The organism is Alicyclobacillus kakegawensis NBRC 103104 (genome assembly GCF_001552655.1).
Taxonomy (GTDB): domain Bacteria; phylum Bacillota; class Bacilli; order Alicyclobacillales; family Alicyclobacillaceae; genus Alicyclobacillus_G; species Alicyclobacillus_G kakegawensis.
In genome coordinates this window covers 35,764-56,024 of sequence record NZ_BCRP01000010.1, presented here as the reverse complement: position 1 = coordinate 56,024, position 20,261 = coordinate 35,764, and the positions used below count along the sequence as shown (strand labels likewise).

The following is a 20,261-nucleotide window of genomic DNA, read 5'->3' as shown; positions in this document are numbered from 1 at the left end:
AAAATGGAATCGGCCAGAGAATGAACAACAGTGTACAAGCGGGTGTGGCGGAATTGGCAGACGCACCAGATTTAGGTTCTGGCGGGAAACCGTGGGGGTTCGAGTCCCTTCACCCGCACCAATTTGGGACAGGACGGCCCAATTTGCCGTCCTTTTGTCGTATTGTCGCCATCATCCCGTATATGGAAGCCGAATCCTCATGGTATCATAATGACAAGAGTTGTCTCAGGGGGTGATCAGCATGCCCGTCACGATATATGATGTTGCACGCGAAGCGAAAGTTTCCATGGCCACGGTGTCGCGGGTGCTCAATGGCACCGCCGTTGTCAAGGAAGAAACGAAGAAGCGTGTACTGGACGCCATCGCCGCATTGGGCTACCGTCCCAACGCGGTTGCACGTGGTTTGGCCAGCAAGAAGACGCAGACTATCGGCGTCATTGTTCCTGATGTGTCTGCGGCCTTTGTGGCGGAAGTTGTCCGCGGCATTGAAGACATCGCGGCCATGTATGCATACCAGATTATCCTGACCAATTCCGATTCGCAGTTGGAACGCGAAATCGATTTGGTGGGAACGATGTGGGAAAAACAGGTCGATGGGATTATTTACATGACAGACAAGCTGCGGAAGGAACACATCAGCGCTTTTGAACAGGCGCAAATTCCGGTGGTTCTGTGCGCTACGGAAGACCCAGAGCGCCGGATTCCTTCTGTGAACATAAACAACCGGCAGGCGGGCGCCGATGCCGGGCAGTATCTGATGGAGCGCGGATGTCAGCGCATTGCGTTTGTCACCGTGGAGGAAGGGCGCTCCGTCCTGTCGGATCGGCGCGGGAGGGGGCTGCAGGCGAGCCTCCAGGGTCAGCCGCTAATTCGCATCGAAACGCGTGATGGTCGGTACGAAAGCGCCCTGCCAAGGATTCAGCAGGCGCTCAAGGAACACGAGATCGACGGTATCGTGGCTGCTTCCGACGAACTTGGACTGGCTTCGATTCATGCTGCCCAAGACCTGGGCCGCTCGGTTCCAGAGGACATCAAGGTCATCGCATTTGACAACACTCGCTTGGCGGAAATGGTGCGTCCCAAAATGTCGGTGATTGCTCAGCCGATGTACGACTTCGGGGCTGTTTCCATGCGCTTGCTCACGAAGTTTTTGCGTGATGAACCGGTGGACAATTACACCGTAATCCTGCAACATGATATTGTGGAACGGCTGTCCACCTGATTCGGTTCGCGTGGCGCGCGTATGGCACGGATTGTGGTCGCTCCGACAGCTTTGGAGGAGGCACTAAGAATGATCCGTGAGTTTATCGAACGGCACCGCCAAGAGATGATTGAGTCGTTGCAAGGGTTGCTGCGCATCCCCAGCGTCAAAGGACCTGCCCAACCGGGGCGCCCGTTTGGGGACGGCCCGGCCGAGGCATTGTCCTATGCACTCCAGTACGCTGCCAAGCATGGGTTTCGGGTTGCTGATATCGATGGCTACGCTGGGCATGTGGAGCTTGGGGACGCCGAAGGCTATGTCGCGGTCTTGTCCCACTTGGACGTGGTGCCTGTGGGACCCGGGTGGACCTATCCTCCGTTTGCGGCGGAGATTCACGATGAGCGGGTCTATGCCCGGGGGGCGATTGACGATAAAGGGCCAGCATGGAGCGCATTGTGGGCGTTGATTGCCTTGAAGGAATTGGGCTGGACCACAAAGCGCAAGGTCCGATTGATCTTTGGCCTCGATGAAGAGAGCGACTGGCAATGCGTGCGCCATTACTTCTCGAAGCAACCTGCCCCGCTCGCCGGGTTCACACCGGACGCGGATTTTCCCTTGATTTTTGCTGAGAAGGGCGTCGCGACGCTGTGTTTGGAAATGCCGGCCGACAAGGACTCCATGGCACCGTGCGTGACTCGCTTTCATGGGGGCGACAGGCCGAACATGGTGCCGGATGCGGCCGAAATTGAAATTGACTGCCACTCGGAAACCGCCGCGCGGGAGTGGGAGCAGCAATTGCATAAAGAGGCCCGACAGCGCCACATGGAATTGGTGATCAAGCGGGAGAGTTCACAACTTCAGGTGTCTGTCCGGGGGGTATCCGCGCACGGGAGCACCCCGGAAAAAGGGGTCAACGCCATTGTTCAGTTGGCCACTCTGTTGACCAATCGAAATGTTGCGAACGCGTCGATGTGGCGCATGATTGCCTCCCAGGATACATGGGGCAAAGCACTTGGGTTGGACACCGAGGACGACATCACAGGCCCTTTGACCAGTAACCTAGGTTGTGCCGAATTGATAGATGGGCGGTTTCGCTTTTGGTTCAACATTCGTTACCCCATCGGCGCCCGGGTGGGGGAATTGATCGAGAAGTGCCAGGAATATGTATCGGATAGATGGTCTGTGAGTCTGGAGAACGACATGCCTCCCCATTATGTGCCATTAGACAGTCCTGTGGTACAGGTGTTACAACGGGTGTATGAGCAGCATACGGGTGCCCCAGCCCAACCTCTGGCCATCGGAGGCGCTACCTACGCAAGGGCCATTCCCAACGCGGTTGCTTTCGGTCCCTTGTTTCCGGGGCAACCAGACCTTGCCCATCGCCGGGATGAATACTGGGGTATCCACGATTTTCTACGCTGCGTCGAGATATATGCGCATGCCATTCATGAATTGGCGAATACGCTGTAACAACTCCGGTCGCCAGATCGAGGCGCTTGGTTGCACGGATCATGGCGCTGGCTGCCTGGGTAGACAAAGGAGGGAGAACTCGATGCGAGTGGAGCGGATTGCCAAAGACAAAGTGCGCATCTTTGTCAGCTACGACGACCTTGAGGAACGCGGGATCGATCGCGATGAAATTTGGAAAAATGGACGCAAGGTCCAAGAGTTGTTTTGGGATATTATGGAGACCGCCTACACGGAAGTTGGATTTGAAATTGCGGGTCCCATCGCGGTGGAGGCGTTCACCATGCCGACCGAGGGTGTCGTCGTCATTGTCACCCGGGTACCGAGCCTTCCAGCGCCGGATGAGGACGAGGAGGAGGAGATGGATGTCGAGCTGACGCCCGATGTGTTCTCGTCCTTCGCCTTCGCGTTCGAGGATTTTGAAGATGTGGTTCGTGCAGCTCACGCCATCTGGCCGAATTACGATGTGGGTGGCACGTTGTACGAATATAAGGGAAAATATCATTTGTACTTCGACGAGGACAGGTTGGCAGAAGAGGATTATGACCCACTGTGGGCGTTGCTGCATGAGTTTGGTGAATTTTCGGATACAACCTACGCTGTGTTGGAGGAATACGGGAACTGCATTCTCCGTGACAACGCCATCGCGGACCTGGTGCGCCTGTTTCCGCTCTATATTTGACGACTCTGTTCCTAAAAGGCGGGCCGCAGGGCCCGCTTTCGTGTATAAGGGGGCTGCCTCCTGCCGCAATTCAGTCTATGCCAGCGGCAGACCTTTTGCCTGCACCACATTCCATTGTATACTGTTGGCGGCCTCCTTGATGCAAGCCGATAGATCTTATTACGACTCGACCTTTAAAGGAGTATGACCATGCAAGCGCAAACCGATCCAACCTCCTCGCCCGGGGTGGACATGGAAGTTCTCGATGTCTATGCCAACACGCAGGGCGTGATTGAGGAGGCTTTGAAATATCTGGGCTACAATCGACAGATGTTTGACCTCCTGAAAGAGCCCATTCGGGTTCTGACCGTGCGCTTTCCCGTCCGCATGGACGATGGCAGTGTGCGTGTTTTCACCGGTTACCGAGCCCAGCATAACGATGCCATCGGGCCAACCAAGGGCGGAATTCGTCTGCATCCGGATGTCAACGAAGACGAAGTGAAAGCTCTCTCCATCTGGATGTCTGTCAAGTGTGGCATTGCGGGACTTCCATACGGGGGCGGCAAAGGCGGCATCGCATGTGACCCGCGGGAGATGTCCTTCTCGGAAATCGAACGCTTGAGCCGAGCGTATGTCCGAGCCATTAGTCAAATCGTGGGACCTACGAAAGACATCCCGGCACCGGATGTGTTCAGTAATTCTCAGAACATGGCCTGGATGCTCGATGAGTATGCCAGTATACGGGAATTCGATTCACCCGGATTCATCACCGGTAAGCCTTTGGTGTTGGGCGGCAGCAGGGGACGGGAGCGTGCCACTGCGCGCGGGGTGGCCATATGCATTGAGGAAGCTGCGCGCGTCAAAGGCATGTCGTTGTCAGGCGCCCGCATCATTGTGCAGGGGTTTGGCAACGCAGGCAGCTACTTGGCCAAATTCATGCACGATCACGGTGCTAAGGTTGTTGGCATATCGGACGCCTACGGCGCATTGTACAATCCTGATGGGCTGGATATCGCTGATTTGCTGGAACGACGGGACTCATTTGGAACCGTCACGAAGGCTTTTCACGATACCATCACGAACCGTGAGTTGTTGGAGAAAGAATGTGACATTTTGGTCCCAGCTGCTGTAGAAAATCAAATTACCGCTGAGAACGCATCCCGCGTACAAGCTGCCATCGTCGTAGAGGCAGCCAACGGTCCAACCACGCCGCGGGCCACGCAGCTTTTGACGGACCGCGGGGTTTTGGTTGTTCCCGACGTGTTGGCCAACTCCGGCGGCGTCATCGTCTCCTACTTCGAATGGGTACAGAACAACCAGGGCATGTACTGGACCGAAGAAGAGGTGGAGACGAAGCTGGAGAGGCTTATGCGGACAAGCTTTGACACCGTTTATGGGACCGCTCGGCGTTATGGAATCGACATGCGGTTGGCGGCTTATATTGTAGGCGTGAAGAAGTTGGCGGAAGCCGCCCGTTGGCGAGGTTGGGTGTGAGCCTATGCATGGAGAAGGAAATTTGGCTTGAGCGACGAATGAAATAGCGAGCGCTGGAAAGTTTATCACAAGACGGCGCCGACCATAATGGATGTATTCGCCCGCGTACGATAGGGGGTACAAAATATGCGGTCGGAAACACTCGTCTCCGAAGGAGTGCAGGATGACGTGGCGCTGACAAATCAGCGGGTCAAAGTGCACATTCGTTGCCGAAAGTGCGGAGAGACGTTCATTTTGCGCGGAGTTCGCGACGCGAAGGGGCGAATCGAAACCGGCTTTAAACGCTGTTTGTGCGACAACGAGGACGATTTCGACATCGAACCTTTGAACTGAGGTGCCTGCTCACCTGTCCAACCTTCGGGTTGTTTTGCCGGTATGCCTGCCGAAACGGCAGGCATATTTATTTTGTCCTTTTGACACAATATCCCCGAATCGAACAAAAGGAGACAGGGGGATAAGCGGCGGTGTTAAAAAAGCTCAAATGGATGGGGCTGCTTGGGGCTGCACTGCTCACCCTGTGGCAGCCGGCAATGAATGCATCGCGGGTTGAGGCGTTCACCGCCCGCAACCTGCAGTACGGCAGCCAAGGATACGACGTCGATGAGCTGCAGAACCGGCTTAAATTTCTCGGATACTATCACGGCAAGGTCGACGGCATCTTTGGCTGGGACACCTATTGGGCTGTGCGCGACTTTCAGTATCGCTTCGGCATGAAGCCGACGGGGCTTGTGGACATGCATACAAAGATGATGTTGGTCAAGGCGACGAAGAACTGGCACTATCGCGGTCCGTTGCCGGCCAAGCCCAGGGCGACCGGGGCAGCCGGCGAGCAGCTCCCGCCAACCGTAGGCGGGATATCCCAATCTGACATCAACCTGCTTGCGCATCTCGTATATGGAGAAGCCCGGGGGGAGCCGTTTGTCGGTCAGGTGGCGGTGGCCGCCGTGGTGTTGAACCGGGTGAAGAGTGACAAGTTTCCCAACACAGTCGCGGGAGTGATTTACCATCCGGGAGCCTTCACGTGTGTTTCGGACGGGCAATTTAACCTGCAGCCGAACAAGCAGGCTTACCAAGCGGCCTTGGATGCGGCTCACGGCTGGGACCCGTCACACGGCGCGTTGTATTACTACAATCCGAAGAAGTCCCAAAACGGCTTCATGATTCGACGGCCGAAAATCGTCACCATTGGGGATCATATCTTCACGCGTTGAAGAATGAGCGGAACTCTGTTCGAGTGAAAGGAGAGTTGTCTCTATGCTGCAGCGCACCACATGGGTCGCCATACCTGTGGCCGCCTTGGCGGTGGTAGGAGGGAGCCTGGGCTGGTGGGGTTACAGTGAGCACCAGCAGAAACAGGCTCTCGCGGCGGAAGTGCAGAGCCGCTATGCGGGAACCTTCCACAACCTGACGAGTGATGTGAGCCACCTGGAGGAAGAAATGGGCAAGGCCCTGATCACGGCGGACGTGGCATCGTTTCAAGAGCACCTACGCAACATCTGGCGCATGACCAGCATCGCACAGGAGGACGTGGGCAATCTTCCTCTACAATTGATGCCGATGCATAACACCCAACAGTTCTTGTCGAACGTGAGCAAGACGATGGACAATTGGCTGACCGAAGGGGTGGCTCCCACCCAGGCTAACGTGCATCGGCAGTTGCAGACGATGTACATGAATGCCCATAAGCTTTCAAACTCCCTGATGCAGATGCAGGGGACGGTCTTAGATCGGAACCTGAATTGGATGACGGTAACGCAAGCCTTGCAGCAGAGGCAGCAAAAGACCGATAACCAAATTATCGATGGATTCCAAAAAATGGACGGAGCGGCGGGCGCGTTTGTCGAAACCCAGAATACTCCTTCTACACCGCACCGACCCAGCACGAAGGCACTGTCGGGCCAGGCAAAGATCACCGGCAGCGCGGCACGCGCGGCGGTCGCGCGAATGCTAGGGGTCGCAGTGGGTTCCGATTGGAAAGTGACGTTGACGGATAAGGGGGCGCACGTACCAGAGTACATCGTCACGGGTTCCACCAAATGGGGACATCTGCGTGCGTTCGTCAGCCAGCCAGGAGGCCACGTGTTGTCCTATCAGCTGGATTATCGGCCGGGGAAAGGGACGTACGACTTTGGCAGCGCAGCTCGGGCGGCACAAGTTTGGTTGCAACGGAATGGTTTTGGCACGGTTGAACCGTTGAATTCGTATCAATACGATCACGTTGCCTATTTCATGTTTGCTCCCGTGTATCAAGGCGCCGCCGTAATGTCGCAGACCTTATCCGTCAAGGTGGCGCTCGACAAAGGGGGCATTATCGGATATGACGGCAGCAACTACTTTTATTACCCGGTGACTCATGTACCCTCCCGCGTTTATACGGCTTCCCAATTGCAAAAGCGTCTCCATCCGGCGTTTCAGGTGCGCATGGAGCGCGAGTGTATCGTGCGGGACAAAAACGGGGACTACCAGCCCGCCGTGGCGTTCTACGGGGTGGAAAACGGAGAAACCTACCGCGTGTACATGAATGCACATAACGGCCGCGAGATGGCTATCGAACAATTGACTCATCACTCATGACCGAGGGCTATTGAACCCACGGCGGTCTCGCATATCCGGCGGGGCCGCCGTTTTTTATTGTGGTTGCGGCGGCCCCGCCTGTGTCAGTTGTCTTATAATAATAAATATGGAAGCGGGGGTGGGGCGAATGAGGCTGCCTGTGGTGGGGCAGTGGCTACGGATACGCGAACAGCCTGATCAACCACACTATCTATGCAAATTGCTCGACATAACAGACGCTTATTGGCTGGTGGACAATCCGGTACCAGACGCGGGTCAACCGCCGCTGCAACTGGCTTTGCACAGAAACATATGGGTGGAGTACCAGGCGAAGGATGGCGCGTTGTGTGCCTTTACCGGAGAGGTCATAGGAAGGCAGGAGGGCGTGTTGCCATCCTGGGAGATTCGGGCGCCGAGGCGGGACGAGATCATTCGTCAGCAACGACGAGAGTTCCTTCGTGTACCGGCCGATATCCCGGTCCGGCTGGAATGGACGGATGGACAGCATAAGCGAATCGACGATGTATTTACCCGCGACATCAGCGGCGGTGGACTGGCGCTGCTGATCCCAAGGCAAGTCCGTCTCCAGCCTGGAATGATAGTCCGAGTCTTCTTTTCCTTGCCAACCAATCAGTTCGCAGTAGATGCTCAATGCCACGTAGTCCGGGTTTCAGACCGCAACGAAGCGGGATATGCGGTGGCTTCCATGGCGTTCACCAGCATCAAAGAGGCGGTTCGCCAACGCATCATTCAATACACATTTCAACGGCAAAGGGCATTGATGTAGGGGGTGGCGTGCCTGTGAGTCTCGGCATGTCCCGCCGGTGAGAGGCATATCCTAGGAGTGGAGGGATGCCGATGGCTGGCGAGACATGGACCCGGCGGTTACATGACCTGGTGGCGCGCACGGATGGCGTGTTGTTGCCTGTGTGTGCAGGTTGCCTGACCTTTCTGCTGGCGGTCCAGGCAGCGGGCCGGTTGCCTTTCGTGCGCGAGCATCTGGATGCGGCGGCGGATCGATTCGTCCAGATGCCGAGCGAGGTGGTCCCGGCCAGTGTAGAGGCGGAGCAGGCAACCATCACGCTGTACTTGTCGCCTGAGACTTCCCTCGATGCGCCCATCCATGTCTTTTGCAACGGCCGGTTGGTGGGGGTGTTTGAACGGGCCTCTTTGTCGCTCCAACTGCACGAAGGAGACCAAATCACGCTGTATGCGCCGACATTGAAGCACAGCTTGACCGTCGAAGTGGACCAGAACAATCCCCGGCTGTTGACGCCGGCTCCCGGCTGGACCGCGACGTTGGGGCCAGACCAACCACGCGTGCATCTGCCGACCGCAAAGTTCACGGTGTAGGTGCGTTGCGTACCGTCGATTCCCTATGCTACTATATGGTTACTGGTATAGCGCTACAGTTACCCGCTCGCGCTGTCGTGCGTCTTAACCTATAGTGTCAAACGAGGCATAGAGAATGGCTCGGTGAGGGCTTACGAAAAGCGGGCGTTGGCCTGCTTTTCTTGTTCTCGGACGCTGGAAAAAGACGTATCAGCACCAAGGTCAAGACGGAATCATAGGGGTTTATTTGCGTATGAGTCGTATGGCTATTGCCATTGATGGACCTGCAGGCGCCGGAAAGAGCACAGTGGCCAAGGCAGTCGCGCAGCAGCTTGGCATCCTCTACCTGGATACAGGGGCGATGTATCGCGCCGTTGCGTGGCTGGCGGATCAACACGGTGTGAATGTCGACGATGAGGCAGGATTGGTGCAGCTACTGCGGACCCACTCATTGTCCATCGGCGAGTCGTCATCGGGAGCACTTGCCGTGTTTGTGGATGGAGAGGACGTCACTCCTTATCTGCGTTCTCCCGAGGTGTCGGCCAAGGTCTCGCGGGTGGCGGCCAAGCCGCGAGTGCGTCAACTGCTCACACAGTTGCAGCAAGAATTCAGTAAAGAGCACGCCGTCGTCATGGATGGGCGGGACATTGGCACAGTTGTCCTCCCAGACGCCGACGTCAAAATCTTTCTAACAGCGAGCCTGGATGAGAGAGTGCGCAGGCGTCGTCAAGAACTGGAAGACCAGGGGTTCACTGTATCGCACGAGGATTTGGCGCGCTCAATTGAGGAGCGTGACCGTCTGGACGCGTCGCGGGCTGTTGCGCCACTTTGTCCCGCCCAGGATGCCCGACACGTGGATTCGACAGGGCGTTCGGTGGAGGAAGTTGTGGCGGAGATTCTCGCGATTGTGGAGCAAGTCGTGCATGAATAGAACGGACGACCCGACGCGCACATTCTGGTTTCGCGTCGCACGCGTGATAGTGACGAGCTTCTTCCGTGTGACGTACCGGTTTCGCATCGTGGGCGCGGACAACATACCGAGTACAGGACCGCTGATCTTGGCGTCCAATCACATCAGCAATTTGGATCCGCCCGTGATTGGGATATGCACGCACCGCCACGTGCAATTCATGGCCAAGGCAGAACTGTTTAGAATCCGTCCTATCGGCGCTTTTCTGCGATGGCTCGGAGGTTTTCCCGTTCGTCGCGGTCTTCGTGACACCACCGCCATCAAGTACGCTGTTTCGGTGCCCAAACGGGGTGGATGCCTGGTCATCTTTCCGGAGGGGCACCGGTCCAAGGATGGACGTTTGGGCAAGGGATTGACGGGGGTTGCGTTTATCGCACGGCGAGCCGGGTGCCCGATTGTTCCGGTGGCTATCGTGGGGCCCTATCGCTTCCGACAACCGCTGACTGTCCGGTTTGGTCGACCACTGTTGCCAGAGGCCGATGATAGCAATGAGACCTTGTTGGAGAAGCTGATGTCCAGTATCCAGGAGCTGCTGAACGAGGGGCATGCTTGAGGTTCCGCGACGGGTTGGGCATAGGGCATTGACCTGGAACGTAAGCCGCATACTATGGATCATCCATTCGTCGCGTATGGCTCGGTTTTCGCCGCTGCGGTCGGGAATCGAGAGTACTATACAAAGTTCTGTGGTCACATGAGGAGGGCTTCGGATGTCTGAGGATCTTCAGGAAATGTTGAATACTGCTGCTCTGCAGCCGGGGGACGTCGTCAATGGGACCGTAACCGCCGTTGACGACAAAAAGGTGTCTGTAGATATCGGATATAAATTTGAAGGCATCATCCCCATCCGTGAATTGTCCGCGTTGCGTATTGATCACCCGAGTGAAGTCGTTGCTGTGGGAGACACGGTCCGGACGAAGGTGCTGAAAATTGACGAGGACTCGGAAGTCGTCGTCCTGTCCAAGCGGGACGCGGATGCCGCCGATGCCTGGGACGACCTTCTGCGCAAGTATGAAAACAACGAAGCGTTCGACGTTGTGGTCAAGGACGTGGTGAAGGGTGGACTGGTCGCCGACGTCGGCGTGCGCGCATTCATTCCGGCCTCATTGGTTGACCGGCACTTTGTCGAAGATTTGAGCGAGTTTAAGGACAAGACCATCCGGGTCCGTGTCATCGAAATCGATCCCGAAAACAACAAGTTGGTGCTGTCGCGGAAGGCTGTCCTGGACGATGAGCACCAGGCGCAGGTGCAAAACATCATGCGCTCTCTCGAAACGGGCGCGGTGGTTGAGGGCACCGTCCAGCGGTTGACCAGCTTCGGTGTGTTCGTGGATGTCGGAGGTGTGGACGGCTTGGTGCACATCTCCGAATTGGCATGGCACCATGTGGATGACCCTGCGGAGGTCGTCAAGAAGGGGGACAAGGTCCGGGTCAAGATCCTGCGGGTGGACCCGGAGGCTGGACGCATTTCGTTGTCCATAAAGGAAGCCGAGCCAAGCCCGTGGGAGCGCTACATCGACGAGTTCCGCGAGGGCGACGTGGTGACCGGCACGGTGAAACGGCTTGTGGATTTCGGAGCTTTTGTGGAGCTTCGTCCGGGCTTGGAAGGGCTGGTCCATGTCTCCCAGATCTCTCGTCAGCACGTTGCCCATCCGGCCGATGTGCTCAGCCCGGGACAGGAGGTTCAGGTAAAAATCCTGTCATTCGATCCGGATCGTCAGCGCATTTCGCTGTCCATCAAGGAGGCGGGCAACGATCCGCTCGGTGGCGGCTCCCGTCAATCAGACCGCCTGTTTGACCGGCACAACGATACCCATTCCGGGACAGGAGCGACGCTTGGAGATCTGTTTGGCGACTTGTTCAAACGCTAAACAGGCCGCTTGTCTCGTATCCCTATACAGGCGCATGGCCAATGGCCGTGCGTCTTTTTTTACTGCCAGGGGAAGACTACCGTGTGATAGTGCCCCTCTACAAGGCGGGCCCTGGAGCCCGTTTCACCTAGTGTCTGGCGGCGGGTGCGGAGGATGAGAGAATGAATGACGTGCATGTGGTGATGATTGTGAGCGCGTTGGTTTTAGCGTTGGAGCTTGTGTACCCGGCGCTCAGTTCCAGCCGGCAGCGCGGCCAATGCACCTGGGTGGTATATCTTGTAAACTTGTCCGCCGTGTTTGTCCAGCTGTTGACCCCGCCAGGTCCGTGGCTGCTTCTCATGCCGGGAGCCCTGTTTTTGTATGGAACCTGTCGCGTTCTGTTGCTCGCCCATCGAAGGCTCCCCGTATTGGCATGTGGCTCCCTGTTGTCCGCCTGGGCCGGCCGCTGGATGTGGGAACATTACCCATTCAACTCCTGGCATGGGGTGCCCATGTGTGTGTGGTCGGGGCTGGTGTGCGCTTGTGTGTTGAGCGCGATGACACGAGACATCCAGGAACAGATCATGGGATCTGGATTGGCCCTGCTCTTACAGCTTCCAAGCCGGCCACCCTGGCAATCGTACGCATCCTGGGTCACTCTCGTCGGGCAGTGGTGGACCGTGATCGCTGTGCTCAGCGTGATTCACGTGTTGACCCGCTGCGTGTTGGCCATGCGGCGCCGCGGCCGATCCGGTTTGCCCGTGTCGTTAAGTTGACCGCATTGGACAACATCAAGCATAATGATATAATGACAACTTCCGAGTCAGGAGTGGTACGATGCCTCGCATCGCGAGAGTGCGGCCAAATTCGTTGGCCGAGGAGTTGGAATTGGCTCCCGGCGATGAAATCGTGAAAATCAATGGGCAACCCATTCAAGATATTATCGACTTGTCCTACGCGCTCGCTACTGAGGACATGGAGTTGGAAATCAAGCGGGCGAATGGTGAAGAGTGGATTTTAGAAGTGGAAAAGGACTATGACGAGGGTCTGGGCGTGGATTTCGAACATCCCACGGTGGACCGCGTGCGGCTGTGCCACAATAAGTGCGTGTTTTGCTTTGTGGACCAGATTCCGAAGAACATGCGGGAGACCCTCAACGTCCGCGATGACGATTACCGGCTGTCGTTTTTACATGGTAACTTTGTCACTCTGACCAACGTCAAGGATGAGGAACTTCAACGCATCGTCAATATGAAAATGTCGCCGCTGAATATATCGGTGCACACCACCAACCCCGAACTCCGTGTGCGCATGCTGGCGAACAAGCGGTCGGGCGAGATTCTGCGCCAGATCTCGTTCCTGGCCGAACACGGGATTGAGATGAACACGCAGATCGTCCTGTGTCCCGAATGGAACGACGGCCCTGAGCTGGATCGCACCATTGCCGACCTGCATCCGTTCTATCCGGCTGTGCGCACGCTGTCGGTGGTCCCGGTTGGCTTAACCAAGCACCGTCGGGGACTGCACAAGCTTCGTCCCTGCACCCCAGAAGAAGCCCGGCAGGTGATCAAGCAAATCCAGGCGTGGCAGGAGAAGTTGCGGCCTCGACTGCATGCGTCGTTCGTGCACGCCGCGGACGAATTTTACGTGCTGGCCGATATGGATGTCCCTCCATCGGAGTACTATGACGACTTCGGCCAGACGGAGAACGGTGTCGGCATCATCCGCACGTTCCTCGATGAATTGGAAGAGGCCTGGCCGCATGTGCCCAAGCGAGTGAACGGTCGGTCGCGCAAAGTGGCTGTTGTCACAGCGGTTTCCGCTGCGAAGACGATTCGTCAGTCCTTGGCCCGGCTGGACGGCATTAACGGTTTGACCGTCGAGGTGTTTCCGATTGCCAATTACTTTTACGGTCCCCATGTGACTGTCACGGGGCTGTTAACCGGTCAAGACATTGCGCAGCAATTGTCCGGACAGATTGACAGGTTCGACACCGTCTTGTTGCCGGACATCATGCTCAAGGACGAAGAGGACGTCTTTTTGGACGATTGGACGGTCGAACGGCTGGCGCGAGAGTTGGGGAAGCCGGTAACAGTGGTTCCGGCGACGGGCAGGGGACTGCTGTTTGGCACGCTCGGCTTCACCCAGGCGTTGCCGCCGCGTCGGCGGTATGAAGCCACCCTCAGAAGCATGGATGTCGGCCTGAGCACGCCGTCGCCGTTGCCCGCGTCCTCCTGATGTTCATCCGCTACGTCTCAAGAAAAGGAGTATGGTTATGGCTGTGCCGGTTGTCGCCATTGTGGGACGGTCGAACGTGGGCAAGTCCACCTTGTTCAACCGTCTGCTTGGCGAGCGCATCGCGATTGTGGAAGACAGACCTGGTGTGACACGAGACCGATTATACGCGCGCATGGAGTGGAATGGGATTTCGCTGGCCCTCATGGATACGGGCGGGATCGAGTTGGGCGAAGCGGACGAAATGGTCAATCTGATCCGCGTGCAAGCCGAGCTGGCCATCGACGAGGCGGATGTCATCGTGTTTGTGGTCGACGGCCGTGAGGGCGTCACCTACGCGGACATGGACGTGGCCAAGTTGCTGCGCAGGTCCGGAAAACCGGTTGTTCTGGCGGTTAACAAGCTGGACCATCCCAACCACCATGCTCACGCCTATGATTTCTACGAACTTGGTTTTGGCCATCCCATTCCGATTTCTGCCGAACACGGCAGCGGTACCGGAGACCTGTTGGATGAGGTATTGACCAAGCTGCCAACCGCGTCGCCACCGGAGGAGGACGACGATGCCATTCGTGTGGCATTCATTGGCCGGCCCAACGTCGGCAAGTCGTCCCTTCTCAACGCGCTCGTCGGCGAGGAGCGGGTCATGGTCAGTGACAAGGCGGGGACCACGCGCGACGCGGTCGATACACGCGTCGATGCTGGTGAGGATGCGTTTATCCTTGTGGACACGGCCGGTATACGGCGGCGCGGGAAGGTCTATGAGGATGTGGAAAAGTACAGCGTCTTGCGGGCGCTTAGGGCCATTGAGAGGGCGGAAGTGGCGTTTGTGGTCCTCGATGGCAAGCAGGGGCTGGCGGAGCAGGACAAACGAATTGCTGGCTACGCGCTCGACGCGGGGTGCGCCATTGGGTTTATCGTGAACAAATGGGACATTGTCGACAAGGACGATAAGACGGCTCAGCGATTCACGGCCCAAGTCCGCGAGGCGTTCCCGTTCATGAAGTGGGCTCCGGTGCTGTATGTGTCTGCGCGTACAGGACAGCGGGTGCATCGGATTTTGCCGCTGGCCAAAGAAATGGCGGAGATGCACGCGATGCGCGTTGCGACCTCGACGCTGAACAGCGTGATTCAGGATGCGGTGGCGGCTGTGCCGCCTCCGACCGACAAAGGGCGGAAGCTGAAAATCCTTTACGCCACGCAGGTGGCGGTCAAACCTCCGACATTTGTGATCTTCGTCAACAATGCGGAGATCATGCATTTTTCGTATGAACGCTACCTTGAGAATCGGTTGCGGGAGGCGTTTGGTTTCGAGGGGACGCCCATTCGCCTGCGTGTACGCGAACGTGGTTGAACCTGTGCTATCCTACAGGTAGGGAAACGGCTTGTCTGGGTTGAGAAAGGTGGCCTCGGAAAACAGGGCCGTCTGCGCAAAGCTCAGTGCAGGGGATATGGGGGAGGAATTACCGTGCTGGTGTTGAGCATTCTAGTGGCGTACTTGCTCGGGTCCATCTCAACCAGTACGCTAATTGCCCGCTGGTTGGCTCGAATCGACATCCGCCAGCACGGAAGCGGCAATGCGGGAGCGACGAACACACTGCGCGTCCTCGGCTTGAAGTGGGGCGTGACCGTTCTCGTTCTTGATGTTCTGAAGGGAATCGTAGCTGTACTCATCGCTCAGGCATGGGGACACGGAAATCCATGGTTTTTGTATCTATCCGGTCTCGCGGTCATCGTGGGGCACAATTGGCCAGTGTTTTTTGGGCTCCGCGGCGGTAAAGGGGTGGCGACGACGATTGGCGTCTATCTTCTGTTATTGCCGCTGCCCACAGTCTGCGCGGGCGTGATCGCACTGGCTCTCATCGTTTTGACTCGATTCGTGTCCCTGGGCGCGCTGACATTCGTGGTATTGGCCCCCGTCTTTGTGGTTCTTATCCATCCGCAAATCGGTGTCTTTCTCTTCACGTGTGCCGCTGCAGTCTTGTCCATTTATCGTCACCGCGCCAACATCGGACGGTTGTGGCGCCGGGAGGAAAATCGAATTTTTGGCGGGCACGGCTGATTGGGGCCGACGTCACGAGCGCGGGCGTGCAAGGGATAGGGGGTATGGCCGTTGAAAATCGCGGTGCTGGGCGCAGGCAGTTGGGGCACAGCGCTGGCAGCGGTGTGCGTGCGCAACGGGCATGAGACGCGCATTTGGGCACGCAGTACCCGCATGGTCGAGGAGATCAATCAGCATCACCGCAATCGCCGCTACCTCGGGGAGGCCGAGTTGCCGACGGGACTCCATGCCTCGGTGGACCTGGAGTCGGTCTTGGCAGGCGCCGAGATCGTGCTGTATGTGGTGCCGTCGGCGGCGATGGCCGAGGTATTGGCGGCGACGCGTTCCTTGCTGCCGCCTGAATGCATGTTGGCCCACGCTGTCAAAGGGTTCGATCCGGCCAGTCACCGCCGCATGAGCACCTTGATGCAAGACCTCACGGGCTGGCCGCCGGAGCGGATCTGTGCCATCACAGGGCCCAGCCACGCTGAAGAAGTGATTGCCTGTCTGCCCACCACCATCGTCGCGGCGTCCACGTGCCGTTCGACTGCGGAACAGCTGCAGGATGCGCTGATGAACGGCAGCCTGCGTGTCTACACAAATCCAGACATTGTAGGTGCGGAAATCGGGGGATCACTGAAAAACATCATCGCCCTGGCGGTGGGGGTGGCCGATGGGCTCGGGTTTGGCGACAACGCGCGCGCCGCGTTGATGACCCGGGGAATGGCGGAGATCATCCGTCTTGGGGTGCGGCTGGGAGCGGCCGCCATGACGTTTGCGGGCCTTTCCGGGATCGGTGATTTGATTGTGACCTGCACCAGCCAACACAGTCGGAATTTCCGGGCCGGGCGGATGATCGGCCGTGGCATGACACTCGATGAATCGCTGCGCCATGTGGGCATGGTGGTCGAGGGTATCTCGACAACCCGCGTAGCGATGGCCCTGGCTGCGCAGTGCGAAGTGGAGATGCCCATCACGTCCGCCTTGCATGCCGTCCTGTTTGAAGGTAAAAACCCTTCGCATGCGGTAGAAGAGTTGATGGGCCGGGCTCGCAGCCATGAGATGGAGGAAGTGGCCATTGAGGGGGCCGTCCCGCAGTGGCTCTACTAACCGCTTTTCCGCTCACCCGCGTGTTTCTGCAGGATCATTTTGATACACTGGACGTGCATCTATGCTTTCCGAAAAGGTGAAAACATAGCTCCGGGAGGTCGTTGTATGAGCCATATCCCCCCTGATCTCAAGTATTCCAAGGAACATGAATGGGTTCGCGCGCAAGGCGGCCGGGCCCATGTGGGGATCACGCACTTTGCCCAAGACGAACTCGGTGACATCGTGTTCGTCGAATTGCCGGACGTCGGTGCCACGGTGCATGCCAACGAAACCTTCGGCACCGTGGAGTCGGTAAAAACCGTCTCTGATTTGTACGCGCCGGTCTCAGGACGGGTGGTCGCGGTGAACGACAAATTGACCGACCATCCGGAACTCGTGAACAGCAGCCCATACGGAGAGGGATGGATGATTGTCATCGAGATGGAGAACCCCGGAGAATTGGACGACCTCCTGGATGCGGGAGACTATGAATCGTTTGTGTCCGAATCGTAATTTTGTTTTGGCAATGCACCTGTGTATCCGGGCGGCTGTATGAGACCGCGGGTTGGCATTCCGCGCTGATCTTATGGCGGGCAATCCAGCGAATGTCACGCTGGTTTGCCCGCTGTTTTCTTTTCACCTTCCGTCGCCGTCCAGGTGCCCGGTTTGTTCTACGCACGAGTCTGGCACGTATCCATAGATCAGTGTCAGGAACGGCGAGCCTCCTGGGCATAGCCCGCGCCGAACCGCATATACATGTAATGTCCTCATAGAGTTGGACAGTCTTGGGGCTCTGGCCCGCTGCGCGAGGAGGAGGAAAGCGTGGAGAAATTCGACGTATTCAAAGACATTGCCGAGCGGACAGGGGGCGATATCTACCTCGGCGTGGTTGGCCCCGTACGCACAGGCAAGTCTACTTTCATCAAAAAATTCATGGAACTCATCGTGCTGCCGAATATCAAGGATGAAGCCGATAAGACACGTGCGACCGACGAACTGCCTCAGAGCGCTGCCGGTCGCACCATCATGACCACCGAGCCGAAGTTTATCCCCAATCAATCGGTGGAGGTTTCGGTGGCGGAAGGCCTGGACGTAAACGTACGGGTAGTGGACTGCGTGGGTTACGCGGTGGCCGGCGCCCGCGGCTATGAAGACGACAACGGGCCGCGAATGGTTTCAACGCCCTGGTTTGATGACCCGATTCCGTTCCAGGAAGCGGCGGAAATCGGCACCCGCAAGGTCATCAGTGACCACTCCACGCTGGGCGTCGTCGTCACCACAGACGGCACCGTTGCCGAGATCCCGCGATACGCCTATGTCGAGGCGGAAGAGCGTGTCGTGGAGGAATTGAAGGAACTGGGCAAGCCGTTCGTGGTCATCGTGAATTCAGCGAATCCGGCCTCTCAGCAGGCCCAGGACTTGCGACAGGAATTGGCTGAAAAGTATGATGTCCCCATCATTGCCCTGTCCTGTGCCACACTCACAACACATGAGATCAACATCGTTCTGCGCGAGGCGCTGTACGAGTTTCCTGTTAAAGAGGTCAACGTGAACCTGCCCAACTGGGTGATGGTGCTGGATGAGGACCATTGGCTGCGCCAGCGCTTTCAGACCTGTGTGCATGAGACCATCCAGGACATCCGGCGAATTCGCGACATAGACCGGGTGGTCAGCCAATTCGGGACGTACGAGTTTGTGTCGCATGCCGGATTGTCGCATATGGACATGGGCAAGGGCATTGCCGTGATAGAGTTATCCGCCCCCGATGAACTGTATGACCAAGTGCTGACGGAAGTCGTCGGCGAGCGGATTACAGGACGGGATCAACTGCTGCGGATGATGAAAGAGTTTGTCTTCGCCAAGCGCGAATACGACAAGGTGGCGGACGCACTGAAGATGGTCAAGATGACCGGTTACGGTATTGCACCGCCAGCCCTGGAAGAGATGACGTTGGATGAACCGGAACTAATCAAGCAAGGGTCGCGGTTTGGCGTTCGGCTCAAGGCCACAGCGCCGTCGATTCACATGATTCGGGTTGATGTGGAATCCGAATTCGCCCCGATAGTCGGTACGGAGAAACAGTCTGAGGAACTGGTCCGATACCTCATGCAGGATTTTGAGCAAGATCCTTTGAAAATCTGGGACAGCGACATTTTTGGAAAGTCCCTGGCCGCGATTGTGCGAGAAGGGATATCTGGGAAACTCTCGCTGATGCCGGAAAACGCGCAGTACAAACTGCGGGAGACCCTTCAGCGCATCATCAACGAGGGCAGCGGCGGGCTCATCGCCATCATCCTCTGAATCGGTGTGTCAATCAAAAATGACAGGAGCCGTGGCGGAGGCGAAGGGTATAAATTCGAAAAAACCCGGCAACACCTGTAAAATCACGGTGTTGTGCGAGGTGTTGAGAATGAACAAGGCGGAATTGGTCCAACTGGTCGCTGAGCGCACTCGCTTCACAAAAAAGGATTGCGCGTTGGTGGTGGACACTGTCTTCGATGTCATCACCCAAGCGTTGGCGCAAGGAGAGAAGGTTCAACTGGTCGGGTTTGGGCACTTTGACATCCGCGAACGGGCGGCGCGCAAAGGGCGCAACCCGCAGACCGGGGAGGTCATAGACATCGCGGCGAGTCGTGTGCCGTCGTTCAAAGCCGGCAAAGGGCTGCGTGCCGAGGTTCAATAGGCCGTTGCCCTCGCCCCCGCGGTGTGCTGTGTGCAGCAGGCTGATCGCGATTTCACGTGGATGATTGCAATGTCGGTGAACATCGGCTATAATGACTTGTGCGCGGCAATGAATCCACGGGATGTGGCGCAGCCTGGTAGCGCGCTACCTTGGGGAGGTAGAGGTCCCGGGTTCAAATCCCGGCATTCCGACCAAAAAACCAGCGTCGTTGTACGCTGGTTTTTCATTGTTCTGGCGTACTCTGGGCCTGATGGCGGGAACGCTTCGGGCATCGCCATCCGGGCGTGATTGAAGGGGGGAGCGGAATGTCGGAATCTCCTGTTCTTGGTGACTACTTTGTGATTCAAGCGTTGGAAAACGGGGTCCAGGTGATGGGCCTGACCCGCGGCCCAGAAACCAAGTTTCATCATACCGAGAAGCTGGACCGCGGGGAGGTGATGGTGGTTCAGTTTACAGAACACACCTCAGCCATGAAGATCCGTGGGAAAGCGTTGGTGTACACCAAGCACGGCAAGGTGGCGGTGGGCGGTGAAGACGGAAGGTGAAGCGAGAATCTCGCCGTTCAGGGACTGATGATGCAGGCGGGATTTTGCGGCTGTGATATACTATATACTATGCATGGGCGAAGGCTGCAGATGGCTTGGGCGGGCGTCCCACGAAGGATTCTGGACGACAGCAAGGGGATGAA

At 57.3% G+C, this 20,261-nt stretch carries 21 protein-coding genes and 2 tRNA genes; all 23 read left to right on the top strand.

Annotation, left to right across the window (positions count from 1 at the left end; translation table 11 throughout):
- Positions 1-38 precede the first annotated feature (38 nt).
- A tRNA-Leu gene (locus tag AK2_RS09460) sits at positions 39-121 on the top strand.
- Positions 122-241: 120 nt separating this feature from the next.
- A complete protein-coding gene (locus AK2_RS09455; RefSeq protein WP_067933655.1) occupies positions 242-1,222 on the top strand; it encodes a substrate-binding domain-containing protein in 981 nt (326 codons plus the stop codon).
- Between the two features lie 69 nt (positions 1,223-1,291).
- Positions 1,292-2,671, top strand: coding sequence for a dipeptidase PepV (gene pepV, locus AK2_RS09450; protein ID WP_067933653.1), 1,380 nt, complete (start codon positions 1,292-1,294; stop codon positions 2,669-2,671).
- 82 nt (positions 2,672-2,753) lie between these two features.
- Entirely contained in the window at positions 2,754-3,350 is a 597-nt protein-coding gene (locus AK2_RS09445; RefSeq protein ID WP_067933651.1) for an adaptor protein MecA, read from the top strand.
- 231 nt (positions 3,351-3,581) lie between these two features.
- The gene (locus AK2_RS09440; protein ID WP_439645093.1) at positions 3,582-4,823 is read left to right on the top strand and encodes a Glu/Leu/Phe/Val family dehydrogenase; all 1,242 of its coding nucleotides are present in this window, start codon (positions 3,582-3,584) and stop codon (positions 4,821-4,823) included.
- Positions 4,824-4,949: 126 nt separating this feature from the next.
- Entirely contained in the window at positions 4,950-5,156 is a 207-nt protein-coding gene (locus AK2_RS09435) for a hypothetical protein (RefSeq protein ID WP_026961973.1), read from the top strand.
- A gap of 131 nt (positions 5,157-5,287) precedes the next feature.
- Entirely contained in the window at positions 5,288-6,034 is a 747-nt protein-coding gene (gene sleB / locus AK2_RS09430; RefSeq protein WP_245632846.1) for a spore cortex-lytic enzyme, read from the top strand.
- A gap of 43 nt (positions 6,035-6,077) precedes the next feature.
- Positions 6,078-7,397 carry a PepSY1/2 domain-containing protein gene (locus AK2_RS09425; RefSeq protein WP_067933647.1) on the top strand — a complete coding sequence of 440 codons (1,320 nt, stop codon included), beginning with the start codon at positions 6,078-6,080 and terminating at the stop codon, positions 7,395-7,397.
- A 127-nt stretch (positions 7,398-7,524) separates the two neighbouring features.
- The gene (locus tag AK2_RS09420) at positions 7,525-8,163 is read left to right on the top strand and encodes a flagellar brake protein (RefSeq protein ID WP_067933645.1); all 639 of its coding nucleotides are present in this window, start codon (positions 7,525-7,527) and stop codon (positions 8,161-8,163) included.
- 71 nt (positions 8,164-8,234) lie between these two features.
- Positions 8,235-8,729, top strand: coding sequence for a hypothetical protein (locus AK2_RS09415; protein WP_067933644.1), 495 nt, complete (start codon positions 8,235-8,237; stop codon positions 8,727-8,729).
- 232 nt (positions 8,730-8,961) lie between these two features.
- The gene (gene cmk / locus AK2_RS09410; RefSeq protein WP_067933643.1) at positions 8,962-9,639 is read left to right on the top strand and encodes a (d)CMP kinase; all 678 of its coding nucleotides are present in this window, start codon (positions 8,962-8,964) and stop codon (positions 9,637-9,639) included.
- Positions 9,632-10,231, top strand: coding sequence for a lysophospholipid acyltransferase family protein (locus AK2_RS09405; protein ID WP_067933641.1), 600 nt, complete (start codon positions 9,632-9,634; stop codon positions 10,229-10,231). Before cmk ends, AK2_RS09405 begins: the two co-directional genes overlap by 8 nt.
- 154 nt (positions 10,232-10,385) lie before the next feature.
- Complete coding sequence (gene rpsA, locus AK2_RS09400) at positions 10,386-11,546, top strand: 30S ribosomal protein S1 (RefSeq protein ID WP_067933639.1); 1,161 nt, start codon at positions 10,386-10,388, stop codon at positions 11,544-11,546.
- A 161-nt stretch (positions 11,547-11,707) separates the two neighbouring features.
- Complete coding sequence (locus AK2_RS09395; protein WP_067933637.1) at positions 11,708-12,301, top strand: hypothetical protein; 594 nt, start codon at positions 11,708-11,710, stop codon at positions 12,299-12,301.
- Between the two features lie 61 nt (positions 12,302-12,362).
- Complete coding sequence (locus AK2_RS09390; RefSeq protein ID WP_067933635.1) at positions 12,363-13,763, top strand: DUF512 domain-containing protein; 1,401 nt, start codon at positions 12,363-12,365, stop codon at positions 13,761-13,763.
- Between the two features lie 37 nt (positions 13,764-13,800).
- Entirely contained in the window at positions 13,801-15,114 is a 1,314-nt protein-coding gene (gene der, locus AK2_RS09385; protein WP_067933632.1) for a ribosome biogenesis GTPase Der, read from the top strand.
- Positions 15,115-15,228: 114 nt separating this feature from the next.
- Entirely contained in the window at positions 15,229-15,822 is a 594-nt protein-coding gene (gene plsY / locus AK2_RS09380; protein ID WP_369406135.1) for a glycerol-3-phosphate 1-O-acyltransferase PlsY, read from the top strand.
- Between the two features lie 51 nt (positions 15,823-15,873).
- Positions 15,874-16,911: an NAD(P)H-dependent glycerol-3-phosphate dehydrogenase gene (locus AK2_RS09375; protein WP_067933629.1), complete on the top strand. Its 1,038-nt coding sequence runs from the start codon at positions 15,874-15,876 to the stop codon at positions 16,909-16,911.
- A 105-nt stretch (positions 16,912-17,016) separates the two neighbouring features.
- Positions 17,017-17,403, top strand: a complete 387-nt coding sequence (gene gcvH / locus AK2_RS09370; protein WP_067933627.1) for a glycine cleavage system protein GcvH — start codon at positions 17,017-17,019, stop codon at positions 17,401-17,403.
- A gap of 309 nt (positions 17,404-17,712) precedes the next feature.
- Complete coding sequence (gene spoIVA / locus AK2_RS09365; RefSeq protein ID WP_067933625.1) at positions 17,713-19,191, top strand: stage IV sporulation protein A; 1,479 nt, start codon at positions 17,713-17,715, stop codon at positions 19,189-19,191.
- 19 nt (positions 19,192-19,210) lie between these two features.
- Positions 19,211-19,573 (top strand): non-specific DNA-binding protein Hbs, encoded by a 363-nt coding sequence (gene hbs, locus AK2_RS09360; RefSeq protein WP_281180640.1) that lies wholly within the window; start codon positions 19,211-19,213, stop codon positions 19,571-19,573.
- A gap of 117 nt (positions 19,574-19,690) precedes the next feature.
- Positions 19,691-19,767, top strand: a tRNA-Pro gene (locus AK2_RS09355).
- 111 nt (positions 19,768-19,878) lie between these two features.
- Positions 19,879-20,118: a trp RNA-binding attenuation protein MtrB gene (gene mtrB, locus AK2_RS09350; protein ID WP_067933620.1), complete on the top strand. Its 240-nt coding sequence runs from the start codon at positions 19,879-19,881 to the stop codon at positions 20,116-20,118.
- The last annotated feature ends 143 nt before the right edge of the window (positions 20,119-20,261 follow it).

Bases quoted from the DNA above. Each gene is read 5' to 3' on its own strand.
- AK2_RS09455 (WP_067933655.1), top strand. From the start codon at position 242: ATGCCCGTCACGATATATGATGTTGCACGCGAAGCGAAAGTTTCCATG.
- pepV (WP_067933653.1), top strand. From the start codon at position 1,292: ATGATCCGTGAGTTTATCGAACGGCACCGCCAAGAGATGATTGAGTCG.
- AK2_RS09445 (WP_067933651.1), top strand. From the start codon at position 2,754: ATGCGAGTGGAGCGGATTGCCAAAGACAAAGTGCGCATCTTTGTCAGC.
- AK2_RS09440 (WP_439645093.1), top strand. From the start codon at position 3,582: ATGGAAGTTCTCGATGTCTATGCCAACACGCAGGGCGTGATTGAGGAG.
- AK2_RS09435 (WP_026961973.1), top strand. From the start codon at position 4,950: ATGCGGTCGGAAACACTCGTCTCCGAAGGAGTGCAGGATGACGTGGCG.
- AK2_RS09425 (WP_067933647.1), top strand. From the start codon at position 6,078: ATGCTGCAGCGCACCACATGGGTCGCCATACCTGTGGCCGCCTTGGCG.
- AK2_RS09420 (WP_067933645.1), top strand. From the start codon at position 7,525: ATGAGGCTGCCTGTGGTGGGGCAGTGGCTACGGATACGCGAACAGCCT.
- AK2_RS09415 (WP_067933644.1), top strand. From the start codon at position 8,235: ATGGCTGGCGAGACATGGACCCGGCGGTTACATGACCTGGTGGCGCGC.
- cmk (WP_067933643.1), top strand. From the start codon at position 8,962: ATGAGTCGTATGGCTATTGCCATTGATGGACCTGCAGGCGCCGGAAAG.
- AK2_RS09405 (WP_067933641.1), top strand. From the start codon at position 9,632: ATGAATAGAACGGACGACCCGACGCGCACATTCTGGTTTCGCGTCGCA.
- rpsA (WP_067933639.1), top strand. From the start codon at position 10,386: ATGTCTGAGGATCTTCAGGAAATGTTGAATACTGCTGCTCTGCAGCCG.
- AK2_RS09395 (WP_067933637.1), top strand. From the start codon at position 11,708: ATGAATGACGTGCATGTGGTGATGATTGTGAGCGCGTTGGTTTTAGCG.
- AK2_RS09390 (WP_067933635.1), top strand. From the start codon at position 12,363: ATGCCTCGCATCGCGAGAGTGCGGCCAAATTCGTTGGCCGAGGAGTTG.
- der (WP_067933632.1), top strand. From the start codon at position 13,801: ATGGCTGTGCCGGTTGTCGCCATTGTGGGACGGTCGAACGTGGGCAAG.
- gcvH (WP_067933627.1), top strand. From the start codon at position 17,017: ATGAGCCATATCCCCCCTGATCTCAAGTATTCCAAGGAACATGAATGG.
- hbs (WP_281180640.1), top strand. From the start codon at position 19,211: ATGACAGGAGCCGTGGCGGAGGCGAAGGGTATAAATTCGAAAAAACCC.
- mtrB (WP_067933620.1), top strand. From the start codon at position 19,879: ATGTCGGAATCTCCTGTTCTTGGTGACTACTTTGTGATTCAAGCGTTG.